General features: G+C 65.6%; 18 protein-coding genes. 6 read left to right on the top strand and 12 right to left on the bottom strand.

Going from position 1 to position 17170, the window contains the following annotated elements:
• Positions 1-37: 37 nt before the first annotated feature.
• The gene (locus Q0L25_RS11310) at positions 38-1177 is read right to left on the bottom strand and encodes a lipase family protein (protein WP_296614281.1); all 1140 of its coding nucleotides are present in this window, start codon (positions 1175-1177) and stop codon (positions 38-40) included.
• A gap of 167 nt (positions 1178-1344) precedes the next feature.
• Between Q0L25_RS11310 and Q0L25_RS11305 the strand changes: the two genes are divergently transcribed.
• Positions 1345-2745 carry an amidase gene (locus Q0L25_RS11305; protein ID WP_296614279.1) on the top strand — a complete coding sequence of 467 codons (1401 nt, stop codon included), beginning with the start codon at positions 1345-1347 and terminating at the stop codon, positions 2743-2745.
• Positions 2746-2769: 24 nt separating this feature from the next.
• Here the strand turns inward: Q0L25_RS11305 and Q0L25_RS11300 are convergent, their stop codons facing one another.
• From Q0L25_RS11300 to coxB, 10 genes are all read right to left on the bottom strand, one after another.
• Complete coding sequence (locus Q0L25_RS11300) at positions 2770-3639, bottom strand: class I SAM-dependent methyltransferase (RefSeq protein WP_296614278.1); 870 nt, start codon at positions 3637-3639, stop codon at positions 2770-2772.
• Positions 3640-3754: 115 nt separating this feature from the next.
• Positions 3755-5152 carry a threonine synthase gene (gene thrC, locus Q0L25_RS11295; RefSeq protein WP_296614276.1) on the bottom strand — a complete coding sequence of 466 codons (1398 nt, stop codon included), beginning with the start codon at positions 5150-5152 and terminating at the stop codon, positions 3755-3757.
• A 2-nt stretch (positions 5153-5154) separates the two neighbouring features.
• Positions 5155-5763, bottom strand: coding sequence for an SURF1 family protein (locus Q0L25_RS11290; RefSeq protein ID WP_296614275.1), 609 nt, complete (start codon positions 5761-5763; stop codon positions 5155-5157).
• Positions 5760-6158, bottom strand: a complete 399-nt coding sequence (locus tag Q0L25_RS11285) for a DUF983 domain-containing protein (protein ID WP_296614273.1) — start codon at positions 6156-6158, stop codon at positions 5760-5762. Before Q0L25_RS11285 ends, Q0L25_RS11290 begins: the two co-directional genes overlap by 4 nt.
• Positions 6158-7072: a cytochrome c oxidase subunit 3 gene (locus Q0L25_RS11280; protein ID WP_296614272.1), complete on the bottom strand. Its 915-nt coding sequence runs from the start codon at positions 7070-7072 to the stop codon at positions 6158-6160. The genes Q0L25_RS11285 and Q0L25_RS11280 overlap by 1 nt, the downstream gene beginning before the upstream one ends.
• A gap of 33 nt (positions 7073-7105) precedes the next feature.
• Complete coding sequence (locus Q0L25_RS11275) at positions 7106-7645, bottom strand: cytochrome c oxidase assembly protein (RefSeq protein WP_296614270.1); 540 nt, start codon at positions 7643-7645, stop codon at positions 7106-7108.
• On the bottom strand, positions 7645-7779 hold the full coding sequence (locus Q0L25_RS11270; protein WP_296614269.1) for a hypothetical protein: 135 nt from the start codon (positions 7777-7779) through the stop codon (positions 7645-7647). The genes Q0L25_RS11275 and Q0L25_RS11270 overlap by 1 nt, the downstream gene beginning before the upstream one ends.
• Positions 7776-8672 (bottom strand): heme o synthase, encoded by an 897-nt coding sequence (locus tag Q0L25_RS11265; protein ID WP_296614267.1) that lies wholly within the window; start codon positions 8670-8672, stop codon positions 7776-7778. Before Q0L25_RS11265 ends, Q0L25_RS11270 begins: the two co-directional genes overlap by 4 nt.
• 106 nt (positions 8673-8778) lie before the next feature.
• Positions 8779-10488 (bottom strand): cytochrome c oxidase subunit I, encoded by a 1710-nt coding sequence (gene ctaD, locus Q0L25_RS11260; protein ID WP_296614266.1) that lies wholly within the window; start codon positions 10486-10488, stop codon positions 8779-8781.
• A 3-nt stretch (positions 10489-10491) separates the two neighbouring features.
• A complete protein-coding gene (gene coxB / locus Q0L25_RS11255; protein WP_296614263.1) occupies positions 10492-11667 on the bottom strand; it encodes a cytochrome c oxidase subunit II in 1176 nt (391 codons plus the stop codon).
• Between the two features lie 180 nt (positions 11668-11847).
• On the opposite strand from coxB, the gene Q0L25_RS11250 reads away from it, so the two are divergent.
• The 5 genes from Q0L25_RS11250 (at position 11848) to maiA (ending at position 15892) form a co-directional block, all read left to right on the top strand.
• Positions 11848-12588, top strand: a complete 741-nt coding sequence (locus Q0L25_RS11250) for a pyridoxine 5'-phosphate synthase (protein ID WP_296614262.1) — start codon at positions 11848-11850, stop codon at positions 12586-12588.
• 142 nt (positions 12589-12730) lie between these two features.
• A complete protein-coding gene (gene acpS / locus Q0L25_RS11245; RefSeq protein WP_296614260.1) occupies positions 12731-13177 on the top strand; it encodes a holo-ACP synthase in 447 nt (148 codons plus the stop codon).
• Complete coding sequence (gene lepB / locus Q0L25_RS11240; protein WP_296614258.1) at positions 13174-14178, top strand: signal peptidase I; 1005 nt, start codon at positions 13174-13176, stop codon at positions 14176-14178. The genes acpS and lepB overlap by 4 nt, the downstream gene beginning before the upstream one ends.
• A gap of 17 nt (positions 14179-14195) precedes the next feature.
• On the top strand, positions 14196-15266 hold the full coding sequence (locus Q0L25_RS11235) for an AI-2E family transporter (RefSeq protein ID WP_296615684.1): 1071 nt from the start codon (positions 14196-14198) through the stop codon (positions 15264-15266).
• On the top strand, positions 15263-15892 hold the full coding sequence (gene maiA / locus Q0L25_RS11230) for a maleylacetoacetate isomerase (protein WP_296614257.1): 630 nt from the start codon (positions 15263-15265) through the stop codon (positions 15890-15892). Before Q0L25_RS11235 ends, maiA begins: the two co-directional genes overlap by 4 nt.
• 64 nt (positions 15893-15956) lie before the next feature.
• Here the strand turns inward: maiA and Q0L25_RS11225 are convergent, their stop codons facing one another.
• The gene (locus Q0L25_RS11225) at positions 15957-17168 is read right to left on the bottom strand and encodes an alpha/beta hydrolase (RefSeq protein ID WP_296614255.1); all 1212 of its coding nucleotides are present in this window, start codon (positions 17166-17168) and stop codon (positions 15957-15959) included.
• Positions 17169-17170: the final 2 nt, after the last annotated feature.

Below are 17170 nucleotides of genomic sequence, written 5' to 3'. Positions count from 1 at the left end.
AGATCGCCGCCGGGCTTGCCGGAGAACGCACAGGCGCTCAGAACGACCCGCAATTGCTCGGCGCCCGCCCGCCCACGAAGCGCGCATCGATCCAGCCGAGCGTGACCTCCGCCTCGGTACGGGCGACGGTGCCATGCTCGCCGCCCGGCACCGAAATGAAGCGCACAGTCTTGCCTGCGGCGCAGGCGGCGCGCGCGAAGTCGCGTACTACCGCCGGCGCGACGATGGTGTCGCCGGTGCCCGTGGCGATCAGCGCCGGCACCTTGATCGCAGCGGCCGATGGGCTGTTTTCGCGCATCAACCGTCCCCAGGGCTGTTTGGTGCCGAGGTCGAGGTTGCGGATCGCGCGTTGGGCGATAGCGATGCCGATGATCGTGCCGAGCTTCGGCTTGGCGTCGAAGTTGACGCAATTATTGTCGGCCAGCCGAGTCATCACGTTCTGGACCGAGCGCGGTCCCAGCGTCGACATCGGCGCACCGTAGTATCGCGACCAACTGGTCGCGGTATAGGCTGTCAGCAAGGCGCGCACGCGGGCGTCGCTGCCTTCCTTGAAATTGCGGTGGAGGTCGGTCGGCGGCACGATCGCCGCGACCCCGAGGAGTTGCAGATCGGGAGCGTAGCTCGACCACAGCTGCCCGGCCCACAGCGCGGCATGGCCGCCTTGTGACTCGCCCCAAACTGCGAAGCGCGAGCCGGCATCGGCCTCGGGGATGCTCCGCGCGGCACGGACGGCGTCGAGCGTCGACTTGCCCTCGCTGGCGCCGACCAGCACGGGATGAACCATGTCGGATCCGAGCCCCGGATAATCGGGCGCCACGACGGTATAGCCCCGGCGAACGACGTCATCGAGCGCCGGGATCAGCGTGAAATTGGTGTTGCCCAGCGATGGCGCGCAGCGCTTTGCGATGCCGATCAGGCCGTGCGTCCAGGCGATCACGCGCCGCGGACCGGCAGTGGAGCGGTTCCTGGGCGCGATGACCATCCCGGTTACCCGAATCGGCTGGTTGCGATCCCCGCTCGTCCAATATTCGATCCGCCAGGCGCGCATATTGGCGGGAGCGTCCCCAACGGGTTGCGCGGCGATGAGCGTGCCCGCGCGCTGAGCGAAAGCGGTGCGAGGGAGGACAGCCAATGTCGCCGCCAACAGGATGGTCAAGGTGCTCAGAAACCGATGCATTGAGCCGCTCCCAGCAATGTCGGCGGACGATAGCATGATCGCCGAGCGGTGGAAAACCGGCCGCATCTTAGCTCGGCCTGACGACCTCGAAACGGGTAGCGAGGTCGTTGCCTGCCCTTCTGATCCGCGCCACACATCGCGGTAACGATAGACAGGAGTGGAGCCGCATGAGCGTGACGGAGATGGCCGATTGGGATGCTACCGAAACGGCCGCGGCCATCCGATCGGGCGCGGTGTCCGTGCTCGAGGTCGTGGACGCGGCGATTGCGCGCGCCGAGGCGCTCGACCCGAAGCTCAATTTCCTGGTGTCCGATGATTTCGAGCGTGCAAGGGCTCGGGCGCGTGGCCCGCTCGGCGATGGCGCGTTCGCCGGCGTTCCCTACCTGATCAAGGATCTCGACGATTTCGTCGGACTGCCGACGCGGATGGGCACGCGCGCGACAGCTGGGGCAGCAACAGCGACCCGGCAAGCCGCGCTGATCAACGGCATGCTGGCGACCGGGCTCAACCCGATCGGCAAGAGCGCGACGCCTGAACACGGTTTTCTGCCGACCACCGAACCGCTGGCGTTCGGGCCGACGCGCAACCCCTGGGATCCGGCGCGATCGGCGGGCGGCTCCTCGGGCGGGGCAGCGGCCGCGACCGCTGCCCATGTCGTGCCGTTCGCGCATGCCAGCGACGGCGGCGGCTCGATCCGCATCCCGGCCTCCTGCTGCGGCCTGTTCGGGCTCAAGACGTCGCGCGACCGTACCCTGGCGACCGATCCCGGCCATTTCCCGATGCCGCTCAGTGTCCAGCTGTGCGTCTCGCGCAGTGTTCGCGACAGCGCCACTCTGCTCGCCGCGGTCGAGGCCAAGGATTCGGGCCTGCCGCCGGTCGGACTGATAACCGGGCCGTCGACGCGGCGACTGCGCATCGGCCTGGTGCTCGACAGCGTGTCCGGCCAGTCGCCCGATCCCGAAGTCGCGACCGCGATCGAAGGCATGGCGGCGCTGCTCGGCGATCTCGGCCATCACGTGGAACCAACCGCCTGGCCAGAAGCGATCGTCGGCATGTCCGACGCATTCCTGCTGACCTGGTCGCAGGGCGCCGCTAATCTGCTAGCCGAGGATGGCCGACTGCTCGGCCACAGCCCCGGACCCGACGAGGTCGAACCGTTCAGCCTCGCCATGGCGGCGATCATCGCCGGAGCGCCGGAAGGGGCGGTCGACCAGGCCGTCGCGTACCTCACCTCGCTGCGCGGCGTCTATGACGCGTGGCTCGGCCAATTCGATATGATCCTGTCGCCCGTCCTCTCGCTACCGCCGCCCGAGATCGGTTGGCTCGCCCCCGATCTACCGGTCGAGACGATGGCCGAGCGCCTTACCCGCTATGTGGGCTATACCACGCCGTACAATGTGGTCGGCGCGCCGGCGATGAGCGTGCCCGGCGCGTGGTCGACGGCGGGCCTGCCGATTGGCGCCCAGTTCGGCGCGCCGGTCGGTGGTGAAGCGGCGTTGCTGGAACTGGCCTTCGAGCTGGAGCAAGCAAGGCCTTGGGCAGGACGGCGACCGCCGATCCGCGGCTGATCGCCGCGGACCAGCCTCGGCTGCTCATCGACTCCAGCGCGCCCAGATCGCGGTCGGAAGCAACAGGCCGCGCGCTTCCTCGCGCACCGCGAGTTCGCCCGCCTCGACCTTGCCCGGGAGATCGGAAAAGGCCTGGCTGACGAGTTCACCGATCGCCAGCGCCGACATGCGCACGGCGTAGACGGTCAGGAACAGAAAGCGCGACTTGTGGTCGAGCAATTGTCGGCAGTCCTGGATGAGGCCCGGCAGGCCTTCTTCCAGCCGCCACACCTCGCCCTCCGGCCCGCGTCCGAATTTGGGCGGATCGAGCAGGATGCCGTCGTACCGCCGCCCGCGCCGCACCTCGCGCGCGGCGAACTTGGTTGCGTCATCGACCATCCAGCGCACCGGCCGGTCGTCGAACCCCGCCAGCCGCGCATTGGCCCGCGCGCCCTCGACCGATTTCTTCGAGGCGTCGACATGGACCATCTTCACGCCCCTGGACGCCAACGCCAGCGTCCCGACCCCGGTGTATCCGAACAGGTTGAGTGCCTCGGCATCGTCGAGCCCGGCCAGCCGTTCGCGCATCCAGGTCCATACCGGCGCCATGTCGGGGAAGAAGCCGAGATGACGAAACGGCATGGTCTGCGCGGTGAAGGCGACATCGTCCCACTTCATCGGCCAACCGTCGCGCGGCACCTGACCGCTATACTGCCAGCGCCCGCCGCCTTCCTCGTCCGATCCGGGAATGAACTCGGCATCGGCCTTCCAGTCGGCATTGGCCGGCGCCCACATCGCTTGCGGTTCGGGGCGGATGAAGCGGAAGCGGCCATAGCGTTCGAGCTTGCGGCCGTGGCCGGAGTCGACCAGGCCGTAATCGGCCCAGGGCTCGCCGATCATGGTGAGGAGGTTCATGGGATGTCTCTCGAGACACCCTCACCCTTCCCATCGCTGGCGCGATGGGCCCCTTCCCTCTCCCATTGGGAGAGGGAGGGAGCGGCGCAGCCGCGGAAGGGTGAGGGTCTGTTCATCAAGCCGCCGTCTTCGCGATATAGTCGGTCACCGCCTCGAACGTCGCCGGCAGCGTCTCATAGCGCTCCTCACGCTCGAACAAATCCCCGACGCGCGCCGGCAGCACCGGGCGTACGCCAGTCGCGCGCTCGACCGCGTCGCCGAACTTGGCCGGATGCGCGGTCGCCAGGGTGACGATCGGCGCGTCGATACCCGCCTGCCGCGCCGCGCCGAGGGCGATCGCGGTATGCGGGTCGATCACCTGCCCCGCCCGCTCGTACGCCCAGCGCATCGCCAGCGCCATGTCGTCGAGGTCGATCCGCGCGCTCGACAACAGATGCGCGGCGCCCTCGCGCTGCTGGTTGGTCAGCCGCATCGCCTTGGACGCCTCGAACCCCGCCATCTGCGCCGCCATCGCCGCGCCGTCGCGCCCGCCGACGTCGAACAGCAGTCGTTCGAAGTTCGAGCTGACCTGGATGTCCATCGACGGGGTCGGCGTCGCCACGACGCTGGCGGCGGAATAATCGCCGCTCGACAGAGCGCGGTGGAGGATGTCGTTGACATTGGTCGCGACGATCAGGTTCGCGACCGGCAGCCCCATCCTGGCCGCGACATAGCCCGCGAACACGTCGCCGAAATTGCCCGTCGGCACCGAAAAGGCGATCGCGCGCTCGGGCGCGCCGAGCCGCACGGCCGAATAGAAATAATAGACCACCTGCGCCATCAGCCGCGCCCAGTTGATCGAATTGACCGCCGACAGGGTCAGATGCACAAGCGGCCCGGTCCCGGCCGCATTGGCGTTGAACATCGCCTTCACCATCGCCTGGGCGTCGTCGAAACTGCCTTCGATCGCGATGTTGTGGACGTTGGGCGCCAGCACGGTGGTCATCTGGCGGCGCTGCACGTCGGACACGCGGCCCTTGGGGTGAAGCATGAAGATCTCGACCCCGGTGCGACCCGCGACCGCGTCGATCGCCGCCGATCCGGTATCCCCACTGGTCGCGCCGACGATGGTCAGCTTCTGATCGGTGCCCTGGAGAAAACGCTCGAACAGCAAGCCGAGCAGTTGCAACGCGATGTCCTTGAACGCCAGGGTCGGACCGTGGAAGAGCTCGAGCAGCCAATGGTGATGGTCGAGCTGGACCAGAGGCGTCACCGCGTCATGCGAGAATCGGCCATAGGCCCGGCTGCACAAATCGCGCAGTTCGTCCTCGGTCAACGCGTCGCCGACGAACGGCGCCATCACCCGGACCGCGGTTTCGACATAGGACAATCCGGCGAGACCGGCGATCTCGTCGCGGCTCAGCGACGGCCATGTCTCGGGGATGTAAAGCCCGCCGTCATTCGCCAACCCGGCCAGCGTGACCTCACGAAAATCGAGCGCGGGGGCGGCCCCGCGCGTACTCACATAGTGCATGTTCACCCCTTACGCGCGCGGCGGCGCAGCGCCAGCAGATAGATGATCACCGCGACCCCGGCGAACAGGAACCATTGCACTGCATAAGCGAGATGGTTGTTGGGGATCGATTCGATGCTGGGCATCTCATTGGCGGTCAGTCCGGCCGCCGGCGTGTCGGCGACCAGGAGCAATGGCCGGGGCGCCGATTTTCCGAACAGGCTGGCGATCAGCGGTCGATCCGACGGCGCGTGACTGATCATCCCGCTGACCTTGCCGCCGGCCCAGCGCGGCTTGAACTCCGGATCGTGCGTCGTGCCCAGCTGAACCGAGAAGCCCGGCCCTTCCGCCCCGGTCGCGCACCGCGCGATGACGCGGAAACCGGCCTTGCCCGCACCATCGAGCGCGAAACTGACGGGTTTCAGGCAGAATGCCCAGGCCTTGCGGAAGAGCAAATCGTCGCCGATCGACGGGCTGGGAAAGGCGATCACCGGTTTGGACGGATTGGCAGCGAGGGTCGCGAGCTCGGCGAGCTTCTGCTGACGGCGCTGCAATTGCCAGACGCCGAGTCCGATCATTGTCGCCGCCGCGAGCACGACCAGGATGGTCGCGACGACCGGGAAGCGCTTCATCGCGGGCCCTCACTGCGATATTCGCGCGCCTTGTTGCGATATTCCAGCGCGAGCAGCCCTGCCTTCGAAACGCGTAACGCTCCCAGTACGGCGATCGCCGTCACCGGAATCCAAATGAGCAGATGGACCCAGAAGGGCGGCGACACCGACAATTCGAGTGTGATTGCCGCCGCCACGATCGCACCACCCAGAACCAGGATCAGCAACGCGGCCGGGCCGTCGCCAACGTTGAACGTCGAAAAATCGAGTCCGCAGGCGCGGCAGCTATCGGCGAATCGTATCCAGCTGGCGAACAGGGTCGGCTTGCCGCATCGCGGACACAAACCCTTCAGCGCGACCTCAACCGGCGCGACCGCGGCGGGCGCAGCGCCCCCGTCGGGTCGCGTCTCCGTCATCAGCCGGCGTGGACGGGTGCGCCCCAGCCGCCCCAGACATAGATGGTGACGAACAGGAACAGCCACACGACGTCGACGAAATGCCAGTACCAGGCAGCCGCCTCGAAGCCGAAATGCTGCTTCGGCGTGAAGTCGCCCTTGTACGCGCGGATCAGGTTGATGGTCAGGAAGATCGTGCCGATCAGCACGTGGAAGCCGTGGAAGCCGGTCGCCATGAAGAACGACGCGCCATAATTCAGCCCCTTGAACGGGAACGGCGCCTCCGAATATTCGTAGGCCTGGATCGAGCTGAACAGCACGCCGAGCACGATCGTCAGCCACAAGCCCTTCTTGACGCCGTCGTTCTCGCCGACGCCGATCAGGCCCCACAGGCCCTTCATCGCGCCGCCGCGCTGATTGTGGATCAGCGCATGGTGCGCCCAAGTCACCGTGGTGCCCGAGAGCAGCAGGATGATCGTGTTGAGCAGCGGGAACTGGAAGGCGTTGATGACCTCGATGCCCTTGGGCGGCCAGACCGAGGCGGCGGCGACATTCTCGGTCGCGAGGCTCGCCGTCTTGCTCGCAGCGTCCCACACGACCGGCGCGGGGAAGAGCGAGAAGTCGAAGAACGCCCAGAACCAGCCGACGAAGAACATCACTTCGGAGGCGATGAACAGCACCATGCCGTAGCGCAGATGGAGTTGCACCACCGGGGTATGATCACCCTGATGCGCTTCCTTGATGACGTTCGACCACCACGAGAACATCGTGAACAGCACACAGATCAGGCCGAACCCGAACAGTAGCGAGCCGTAATGCGCGCCTTTCATCCACATGATGCCGCCCGACGCCAGCGCCAGCGCGGACATCGAACCGATCAGCGGCCAGGGATCGGGTTGCAGGATATGGTAATCGTGGTTCTTGGCGCCGGCCATGTCGGTCCCCGTTAGACTGGTTTGTTTAGGCCTCTAGCTTGACGTTTTCGCGGAATCTACCGGGTAAAACGTATAGCTGAGCGTGATGGTCTGGATATCGCGCGCGTCCGGATCCTTGAGGATCGCCGGATCGACGAAGAAGATCACCGGCATGCGTTGCGTCTCGCCGGGCTTGAGCGTCTGCTGGGTGAAGCAGAAGCACTGGATTTTCTTGAAATATATCCCCGCCTGCGCCGGGGTGACGTTGAATGTCGCCGTGCCCGTCAGCGTCTGGTTCGACGTGTTGGTCGCATCGAAGAACGCCATGTCGCGCGCGCCGATATCGATCGTCTCCGACTCGTTCTCGGGCTTGAAATTCCATTTGAAGCCCGGCGCGACGTTGGTGTCGAACGCAACCGTGACCTTGCCGTCGACCGCACCGGGCGCCCGCAACGCCCGTCCGGTGGTGCCGTTCAGGCCCGTCGCCTGGCAGAATATGCGATAGAGCGGCACGCTGGCCCAGGCGAGGCCGGTCGAGCAACATACGCCGATCGCCGCCAAAATCGCTGTCCGTGTCGTTCGCTGCATCGCCATCACCCGTGTGACCAACCAAGCCCGATCTTGGCGATCGCGAGCGCGAAGATCAGGATCACCAGCATGCCCAGCACCAGCGCGAGGGCGCGCGCATTGCGGCGCTGCGCCGCGAGTCGCTGTTGGTCGGGGGTCATGCCAGCCACCGATCGACGACGACCGCGCCAAACAGGATGAAGAGATAGGCGACCGAATAAGCGAACAGCCGTTTTTCGGGACGCATGCGATCGCCAGCGCCGGTGGTGCGGAATGTAACCTGTGCGGCGAGCAGCGCGAACCACGCCGTCGCCACCGCCGCAACCCAGCCGTAGATCGCGCCGGTCAGGCCGAGTGGCCAGGGTGCCACGGCGGCCACCGCCATCGGGATGGTGTAGAGCCCGATCTGGAGGCGGGTCGGCCGTTCGCCTGCCACCACGGGCAGCATCGGAATGCCGGCATTGGCGTAATCGGTCTTCACGAACAGCGCGAGCGCCCAGAAATGCGGCGGAGTCCACAGGAACACGAGCGCGAACAACAGCAGCGGCAATGGCGCGAGGCTGCCGGTCGCCGCCGCCCAGCCGATCAGCGGCGGAAAGGCTCCGGCGGCGCCGCCGATGACAATATTTTGCGGCGTCCGCGGCTTGAGCCAGATCGTGTAAATGAAGACGTAGAACAGGATCGATGCGGTCAGAATGCCCGCCGCGAGCAGATTGGTCGCGAGCCCCATCAGCAGCACCGAGAAGACGCCCAGCCCGACACCGAAGTGCAGTGCCGAGTCGCGGCTCATCCGCCCAGCCGGCAACGGGCGCCCGCGCGTGCGCTTCATCTTGGCGTCGATATCGGCTTCATACCATTGGTTGAGCGCCCCTGCCGCGCCCGCGCCGAGCGCGATGCACAGGATGGCGGTGAAGCCGATCACCGGGTGGATCGCGACAGGTGCCGCGAGCATGCCGCACAGACCGGTAAAGACGACGAGCGTCATCACCCGGGGCTTGGTCAGCGCCAGGAAATCACGCCAGTCGGCGGGAAGAGCGATCGTCTCGGTCGTCATGGGTTGAGGGGCCTATAAGCGGCTCGCGGCGACATGCAAAGCCGCTGCGCCGAAACGAAAACGCCCCGGAAACTTCCGGGGCGCTCCGTTGCCGGATCAATACCGATCAATGATGATGGGAATCACCCCCGTCTATGACGGGCAGCGTCTCGAACTGGTGGAACGGCGGCGGGCTCGACAGCGTCCATTCGAGCGTGGTCGCACCTTCGCCCCACGGGTTGTTCGGCGCCTTCTTGCCCGCGACCAGCGACCAGATCAGGTTGATGAAGAAGATCACCATGCCCGCGACCATGATCATATAGCCGACGGTCGCCACCGTGTTGAAATGCTCGAACGCGTTCGGATAGTCCGGATAGCGCCGCGGCATGCCCTGCAGGCCCAGGAAGTGCATCGGGAAGAACAGCACGTTCACGCCGATGAAGAACACCCAGAAGTGCAGGTGGCCGAGGAACTCGTTGTACATCCGGCCCGACATTTTCGGGAACCAGTAATAGAAGCCCGCGAACAGCGAGAACACCGCGCCGAGGCTCAGCACGTAGTGGAAGTGCGCCACCACGTAATAGGTGTCCTGCATGTAATCGTCGACGCCGCCATTGGCGAGGACGACGCCGGTCACGCCGCCGACGGTGAACATGAAGATGAAGCCGAGCGCCCAGACCATCGGGGTCTTGAAGCTCATCGAGCCGCCCCACATCGTCGCGATCCACGAGAAGATCTTGATGCCGGTCGGCACCGCGATCACCATCGTCGCGGCGGTGAAGTACATCTTGGTGTTTACACTGAGGCCGGTGGTGAACATGTGGTGCGCCCACACGATGAACCCGACCACGCCGATCGCGACCATCGCGTACGCCATGCCGAGATAGCCGAACACGGGCTTCTTGGAGAAGGTCGCGATGATCTGGCTGATCATGCCGAAGCCCGGCAGGATCATGATGTACACCTCGGGGTGACCGAAGAACCAGAACAGGTGCTGGTAGAGAATCGGGTCGCCGCCGCCTTCGGCCTGGAAGAAGGTCGTGCCGAAATTGCGGTCGGTCAGCAGCATGGTGATCGCGGCGGCGAGCACCGGCAGCGCCAGCAGCAGCAGGAACGCGGTGACCAGCACCGACCACACGAACAGCGGCATCTTGTGCAGGGTCATGCCCGGCGCGCGCATGTTGAAGATGGTGGTGATGAAGTTGATCGCGCCCAGGATCGAACTCGCGCCCGCCAGGTGCAGCGACAGGATCGCCATGTCGACCGACGGCCCTGCCTCCTGCGTCGAGAGCGGCGCATAGACCGTCCAGCCGGTCCCCGCGCCGCCGTCCGCGCCGCCGAAGAACGGCGAGGCGAGGAGCAGGGTGAAGCTGGGGATCAGCAGCCAGAACGAGATGTTGTTCATGCGCGGGAACGCCATGTCCGGCGCACCGATCATCAGCGGAACGAACCAGTTGCCGAACCCGCCGATCATCGCCGGCATGACCATAAAGAACACCATGATCAGGCCGTGTGCCGTCACCAGCACGTTCCACAGGTGGCGCGCCTGGTCCATGTTGACGTCGCCGCCGCCACGGATGTGGTTGAGCGTATTGGCCCATTGGCCGAGGAACTGGATGCCCGGATGCATCAGTTCGGCGCGCATCAGGCCCGAAATCGCGCCGCCGATGATCCCCGCGGTGATCGCGAAGATCAGGTACAGCGTCCCGATGTCCTTGTGGTTGGTCGACATGAACCAGCGGGCGAAGAAGCCCGGCTTGTGGTCCGCGTCATGATGATGCTCGTGGCCGCCATGATGCGCCTCGAAGGCGTTGGGCGTGAGGGCAATATCGCTCATTGATCAGTTTCCGGTGTTGCCGGCACCCGCCGGGTTGGCGGTGGCGGCTTGATTCGTAACGGGCGCCGGCGTTGCGGCGTTGCCGGCGGTCGGACCCGCGGGAGCGGTCGCATTGGCGTCGGCCGGAGCCGAGGCATTCGCGTCGGCAGGCGCAGCCGCTGCCGGCTCGGCGGCACCGGCGACCTTGCCGCCCTTGGCGACTACCCATTTATTGTAGACGTCGAGCGGAACCGCTTCGACGGCGATCGGCATGTAGGCATGCTTGGGACCGCACAATTCCGAGCACTGGCCGAAATAGAGGCCCGGCTTCTCGATCGTGAAGCTGGTTTCGTTAAGGCGGCCCGGAACGGCGTCGAGCTTGATCCAGAAGGCCGGGATCGCCCATGAGTGGATCACGTCGGCCGAAGTGGTCTGGAGGCGGATCGGCACCCCGACCGGCAGCACGACGCGATTGTCGACCGCCAGCAGGCGGGGACCGTCCTCATCGGTGCGGGCGCGCTCGCCCGGAGCGACCTCATCCTTTTCCTTTAGCAGGTTGGAGGTGATCTCGAACCCGCCATTGTCCGGATAGCTATAGGTCCAATACCATTGGTTGCCGGTCACCTTGAGGGTGATGGCGTTCTTTGGCGGCGGATTGAATTGCGCCTGGAGCAAGCCGATCGACGGGATCGCGAGGACGACCAGGATAAGCACCGGTACGAGCGTCCAGACCACCTCGATCAGGGTGTTGTGCGCGGTCTTGGACGGCGTCGGGTTCGACCGCCGGTTGAACCGCACCATCACCAACAGCAGCAGAACGAGGACGAGGATCGAGATCGCCGTGATCGTCGGCACAAGCCAATGATTGTGGAAACGGGCGGCGCGTTCGCCATTCTTGGTCACCTGCGGCTGCAGGCCGATCTCCCGATCGACCGGCTGGCCGATACCGGCGGTCGGCTTCATCGGCGGCGCGCCATCCATCGACAGCAGCGGATCGTTCGCGGCCGGTGTCGCTGCGGCCGGAGTCGCCTTGACCCCCGCCGTCGTGGCAGCGGTCGCAGCCGGAGCCGCGGTCGACGCTGCCGGAGTCGCGGCGGTCGCGGGCGGCGGTGCCGCGGGCGCCTGTGGCGCGGCCTGGCCGGCGCCGGCGAGCATCAGCCCCGCCGCCAGCATCGCAGTTTTCACACCGATAAAGCGCATATTGTCGCGTCACCCTGTTCAAAGCATTTGAGCCGCGGCAGCGGCCCGGTCAGTCGCGGGTTTGGCCCGTCTGGCCCGGGCCTATACGCCGCTCGCGTCGCAATCTTCAAGCGCGGGAGTCGATTTTCGCAGCGACATGGCGTTGCGCGCCTCGAAGCGGGCCCGTATCTGGGGCGCCAGATGAGCGGTTTACCATCCGAACGCCTGCGCCTGGGCGTCAATATCGACCATGTCGCGACCGTCCGCAACGCGCGCGGCTCGGGCTATCCGGACCCCGTGCGCGCCGCCTTGCTTGCGGCCGACGCGGGCGCCGACGGAATCACCGCGCACCTGCGCGAGGATCGCCGTCACATCACCGACGAGGATATCGCGCGGCTGTCGGCCGAGCTGCCGATCCCGCTCAACCTCGAAATGGCCGCGACCGATGAGATGCTCGAGATCGCGCTGCGTCATCGCCCGCATGCCGCCTGCATCGTCCCCGAAAAGCGCGAGGAGCGGACGACCGAAGGCGGACTCGACGCCGCCGGCCAGCACAATCACCTGGCGCCGATGGTTCGTGCCCTGGGTGCGGCCAATATCCGCGTGTCGCTGTTCATCGAGCCCGATCCGCGTCAGATCGAGGCGGCAATGAGCCTCGGCGCGCCGGTGGTCGAGATCCATACCGGCCGCTATTGCGAGCTGGACGGCGACGAACGCGCCGCCGAACTGCGCCGAATCGCCGATGCCGCCGCGCTCGCCGCCAAGAACGGGATCGAAGCGCATGCCGGCCACGGCCTGACCTTCGACAATGTCGTGCCGATCGCCGCGATCGCGCAGGTCCGCGAGCTCAATATCGGCCATTTCCTGATCGGCGAGGCGATCTTCGACGGGTTGGCGCCGGTGGTTCGGCGGATGCGCGCGCTGATGGATGAAGCGCGGTGAATCTCCCTCTCCCCTTGGGAGAGGGAAGGGGCCCGCGCGCGTCAGTGCGTGGGAAGGGTGAGGGCCGAGTAGAGCAACTCGCCTCGACCCTCACCCTTCCGCGCCTTCGGCGCTCCCTCCCTCTCCCAACGGGAGAGGGAATTTGATCATCGGCATGGGCTCGGACCTCTGCAATATCGAGCGGATCCAGAATTCGCTCGATCGTTTCGGCGAGCGGTTCGAGAATCGCGTCTTCACCGACATCGAGCGCGCCAAGGCGAATCGCCGGCCGTTCACCAAGGCGGGTACGCTGGCCAAGCGCTTCGCCGCCAAGGAGGCCTTTTCCAAAGCGGTCGGCACCGGGTTCAAGGCCGGCGTGTTCATGAAGGATATCGGCGTGGTCAACGCGCGATCGGGCGCGCCGACCCTCGCGCTGAGCGGTGGCGCCAAGGCCCGGCTCGACGCGATCACGCCGGCTGGTCACGTGTCTTATATACATGTAACACTCACCGACGATCATCCTTGGGCGCAGGCATTCGTGGTGATCGAGGCGCGGCCCGCGCCGAATGATGCTATCGGGCCGGCAATGGATATCGGAATCGGTGAATGAGTGACGAGTTGGCGTTGAACGACGGAGAATTCGAGCCCGCGGCGGCTCCGGTGGAACCCGCGGCCCCTGCTACCGCCGACAAATGGCGCACGCGCGCGCGCGCCGTCTGGAAAGAGATTGCCGGCATCTTCTGGTTGATCCTGGCCGTGCTAGGCTTCCACAGCTTCATCGCCAAGCCATTCTACATCCCATCCGAATCGATGCTGCCCGGGTTGGAGGTCGGCGATCAGCTGGTCGTCGCCAAATATGCTTATGGCTGGTCGTTCATCTCGCCCACTTTACCCAATCCCGCTGCGATGTGGCGCGACCTGGTCGAGCACAAGCCGCAGGAAAGCTGGGGCGTGCAATTGCCCTTCATCCGCGGCCGGCTGTTCGGCCGGTTGCCCGAGCGCGGCGATGTCGTCATCGTCACGCCGCCGGGACGCAACACCGATTATATCAAGCGCGTGATCGGCTTGCCGGGAGACCGGATCGAGGTGCGCAATGGCGTCGTCCTGATCAACAACGTGCCGGTGAAGCGCGGCCCGGTCCATTATGTCGATCTGCCCGATTATGGCGGCGTCGCGTTGACTGGCCAGGAATATGGCACGACCTGCGATATTCCCGGCGGGCTACAGGGTCCGCCGAACAAACATTTCTGCCGATTGCCGCTGGTCCGCGAGACTCTGCCCAACGGGCGCAGCTTCGAAACCGTCGACCTCAGTCGCGACACACCGGGCAGTGAGCCGAATTACTATGAAGGCGACAATTACGGTCCGATCACGGTCCCGGCCAATCACGTCTTCCTGATGGGCGACAATCGCGAGCGCTCCGCCGACAGCCGCATCGCGCTCGACCAAGGGGGGCTCGGGGGTCCGGTGCCGTGGGAATATATCGGCGGCCGCGCCGAGTTCATCACCTTTTCGAAGAACGGCAGCGCGACCTGGAACCCGCTGACCTGGTGGGGCAGCCTGCGGGGCGGCCGCGCGGGCACCTCGCTCCACCCGGCGCGGGATAAATAGTGGCCGACGACACCTCCATGCTGGTCGCCGAGCCCAGCCCCAACGAGATGCGCGATCCCGAGATGCGCCGCGAGCTGAAGCGCGCGGCCGTCTGGTTGGGACTCGCCGCGACGATGGCGCTGGTCGTGATCCTGATCCAACCGATCCTGATCATCCTGGCGGGACTGGTATTCGCCTCGATGCTCGACGGCGGCGTCCGGTTGTTGGGACGCGTCCTGCCGATCCCGCGCGGCTGGCGATTGTTGATCGTCGTGGTCCTGACGATCGCTTTCATCGGAACCGTTTTTTACAAGACCGGCGCCGGCGTGGTCATCCAGTTCCAACAGCTCCAGGCAACGCTCGAAATCCAGGCCGACCGCCTGTCGCAATGGGCGGCCGCTCAGGGCATCCTGCCGGGCGCCGACGACCTCAAGGGTCTGGCGCAACAGGCATTGGGGTCGGTCGGCAAGCTGACCAGCTGGATCGGTACCGCGCTTGGCGCGGTCACCACCTTGTTCATGATCATGGTGATCGGCCTGTTCGTCGCGATGGAACCCAGGATCTACGATCGCGGACTGCAATGGATGGTGCCGAGCGATTATCGCGCCGAATTCTCCATCACGCTGGGGCGGATGGCGAAGCAACTCCGCCGCCTGTTGGCCGGGCGGCTGGCGGGCATGGCGTTCGAAGGCCTGGTGACGTGGATCGCGCTCAGCCTGTTCGACATCCCGATGGCGCTGGTGCTCGGCATCATCACCGGCATGCTTGCCTTCATTCCCAATATCGGCGCCTTCGTCAGCGGCGTGCTGATGGTGTCGGTCGGGTTCAGTGCGGGGATGGACAAGGGACTGACCGCGATCGCGATCTATTTCGTCGTCCAGACGTTCGACGGCTGGGTCGTGATTCCATTGGTCGCGCGGCGCACGGTCGATCTGCCCCCGGCGCTGACCCTGTCGATGCAGATCCTCGCTTCGACCCTCTTCGGTGTGCTCGGCCTGGCGCTCGCCGACCCGCTCACGGCGATGATCAAGGTCGCGCTGGAGCGCAATTCGGAACGCACTGCCGAAGAGGACGCCGAAGCCGCTGCCGCCGGCATGGGCATGTTGTGACGATCCGGCTGCACGATTATTGGCGCTCGTCGGCAAGTTATCGCGTCCGCATCGCGCTGGCGATGAAGCAGGTCGCGTATGAGCGCCACGACGTCAATCTGCTCAAGCGCGAGCAGCTTGCGCCCGAAAATCTCGGGATCAATCCGCAAGGACTTGTTCCCACGATGGAGATCGACGGCCATGTTCTGATCCAGAGCCTGGCGATCATCGACTATCTCGATGCGCGTTTTCCCGATCCTCGACTGATCCCCGCCGACGCGCTCGCCCGCGCCATGACTTTGCAGCGTGCCCTGGTGATCGCCGCCGACATCCATCCGGTAGACAATCTGCGCGTGCTGCGCCGGCTGAGCGAGATGGGTGTCGACCAGGCGGCACGCGACGATTGGTACCGCCATTGGATCATGCAGGGGTTCACTGCGCTGGAAACCATGGCGGGCGACGGCGATTTTCTGGGCGGAGCCGCGCCCGATTTGTCCGACGTCTGCCTGGTGCCCCAGATGTACAACGCCCGGCGGCTAGACACGCCACTCGACGCCTTCCCCCGGCTGGTGGTGATCGATTCTCGGTTGACCTCCATCGACGCGGTCGCGGCGGCGCACCCCGACCGGTTCAAACCAGCCGACTGAGGACGATCGGTCGCATTTTCCCGCGTGCGGAAGTGGCCCGGCCGAACCGGGATGAAGCGCGGCGTCAATCGGCGAAGGTCAGCTCGGGCAGTTTCGGCCCCGCTCCATGGTCGACGATGAATTGCGCGATAATCTGCCGCATCGCCTGGTTGGTGATGCTGTTATAGGTCGTATTGAAATCATGCCCCGAATAGGGGAACAGGATCTGGTCGACCACGAGCCCCGCGGCATTCGCCCTACGCACGAAATCCGACCCCGCTTCCGGCGACAGCAAGGGATCGGAGGCGCCGCCTAGGATCAGGGTCGGCGGATTGCTGGGGAACTGAAACTGGCGCAAGTCGATCGCGGCATAACGCTCGGGATAATCGCGCGGCGATCCGCCGATATAGCGCGTCAGGTACGAGCGCTGCTCGTCGCGCAATTCGCTCGAATAATACCACGATCCGATGACGTCGATCAGCGGCGCCTTGGCGACCACGGCTGCGATATGCGGAATGGCGGGGCCGCATTCCGGGTCCGCGCGCTTGGCATTGGCCAGATATGCGGCGGCCATCGCCAGGCTTCCCCCGGCCGATCCGCCGCTCAGAGTTACGCGATCGAGGTCGATATGCATCGCCGCCGCATTGGCGGCGGTCCATGCGAGCGCGCATTGCACGTCGCGCGTGGCCAGATTCCAGGTTGGCCGATCATCCCTGGCCAGCCGATAGTCGATGCTGATCACTGTCCAGCCATGGTCGGCGAACCAACGCTGGTTCGCGGCGCCGGACGAGCGGCTGCCCTGAAAGAAGCCGCCGCCATGAACGGCGATCAGCACCGGACTCAACGCGCCAGGCCGGCTTTGCGCGGGGTGATAGATATCGAGCCAGAGGTCTTCGCCACCGGGCCGCGAATAGACACGGCTTTCGTCGGGACGAGCGCCGTCGCGTACTTCGCGCAATTCGAGCGCCCGGACCACGTTGATACGCGCGCCATTGACCTGCGCGACATAGAGCAAATGGAGCATCACCAAGGTCGTCGCGAGAATGGTGACCACTGCGGTTGCGACAAGGGCGATAGCAGCCCGGGACTTGAACAGCGAATTCGCCAGCAACCCGATCAACAGCGCGACGATCCCCCACAGGAACAGCCACGACGTGTGGTTCGGCACAACGCCCAACGCGTAGATGCGAAACCACGGAATGACCGGCACGACCGCGCCGATCAGGATGAGCAGGCACGGCAGCACCATGATCCAGGCAATGGTCATCATGCCGGTACGGCACAGTCTGAACGCCATGC

Source organism: Sphingomonas sp. (assembly GCF_024508665.1).
GTDB lineage: Bacteria > Pseudomonadota > Alphaproteobacteria > Sphingomonadales > Sphingomonadaceae > Sphingomonas.
The sequence above is the reverse complement of the archived record's forward strand: the minus strand, read 5'-3'. Positions and strand labels throughout refer to the sequence as shown.

What these genes read in the sequence shown, in the direction of transcription:
- Q0L25_RS11310 (WP_296614281.1), bottom strand. Translation starts at nt 1,177, where the DNA reads ATGCATCGGTTTCTGAGCACCTTGACCATCCTGTTGGCGGCGACATTG.
- Q0L25_RS11305 (WP_296614279.1), top strand. Translation starts at nt 1,345, where the DNA reads ATGAGCGTGACGGAGATGGCCGATTGGGATGCTACCGAAACGGCCGCG.
- Q0L25_RS11300 (WP_296614278.1), bottom strand. Translation starts at nt 3,639, where the DNA reads ATGAACCTCCTCACCATGATCGGCGAGCCCTGGGCCGATTACGGCCTG.
- thrC (WP_296614276.1), bottom strand. Translation starts at nt 5,152, where the DNA reads ATGCACTATGTGAGTACGCGCGGGGCCGCCCCCGCGCTCGATTTTCGT.
- Q0L25_RS11290 (WP_296614275.1), bottom strand. Translation starts at nt 5,763, where the DNA reads ATGAAGCGCTTCCCGGTCGTCGCGACCATCCTGGTCGTGCTCGCGGCG.
- Q0L25_RS11285 (WP_296614273.1), bottom strand. Translation starts at nt 6,158, where the DNA reads ATGACGGAGACGCGACCCGACGGGGGCGCTGCGCCCGCCGCGGTCGCG.
- Q0L25_RS11280 (WP_296614272.1), bottom strand. Translation starts at nt 7,072, where the DNA reads ATGGCCGGCGCCAAGAACCACGATTACCATATCCTGCAACCCGATCCC.
- Q0L25_RS11275 (WP_296614270.1), bottom strand. Translation starts at nt 7,645, where the DNA reads ATGGCGATGCAGCGAACGACACGGACAGCGATTTTGGCGGCGATCGGC.
- Q0L25_RS11270 (WP_296614269.1), bottom strand. Translation starts at nt 7,779, where the DNA reads ATGACCCCCGACCAACAGCGACTCGCGGCGCAGCGCCGCAATGCGCGC.
- Q0L25_RS11265 (WP_296614267.1), bottom strand. Translation starts at nt 8,672, where the DNA reads ATGACGACCGAGACGATCGCTCTTCCCGCCGACTGGCGTGATTTCCTG.
- ctaD (WP_296614266.1), bottom strand. Translation starts at nt 10,488, where the DNA reads ATGAGCGATATTGCCCTCACGCCCAACGCCTTCGAGGCGCATCATGGC.
- coxB (WP_296614263.1), bottom strand. Translation starts at nt 11,667, where the DNA reads ATGCGCTTTATCGGTGTGAAAACTGCGATGCTGGCGGCGGGGCTGATG.
- Q0L25_RS11250 (WP_296614262.1), top strand. Translation starts at nt 11,848, where the DNA reads ATGAGCGGTTTACCATCCGAACGCCTGCGCCTGGGCGTCAATATCGAC.
- lepB (WP_296614258.1), top strand. Translation starts at nt 13,174, where the DNA reads ATGAGTGACGAGTTGGCGTTGAACGACGGAGAATTCGAGCCCGCGGCG.
- Q0L25_RS11235 (WP_296615684.1), top strand. Translation starts at nt 14,196, where the DNA reads ATGCTGGTCGCCGAGCCCAGCCCCAACGAGATGCGCGATCCCGAGATG.
- Q0L25_RS11225 (WP_296614255.1), bottom strand. Translation starts at nt 17,168, where the DNA reads ATGGCGTTCAGACTGTGCCGTACCGGCATGATGACCATTGCCTGGATC.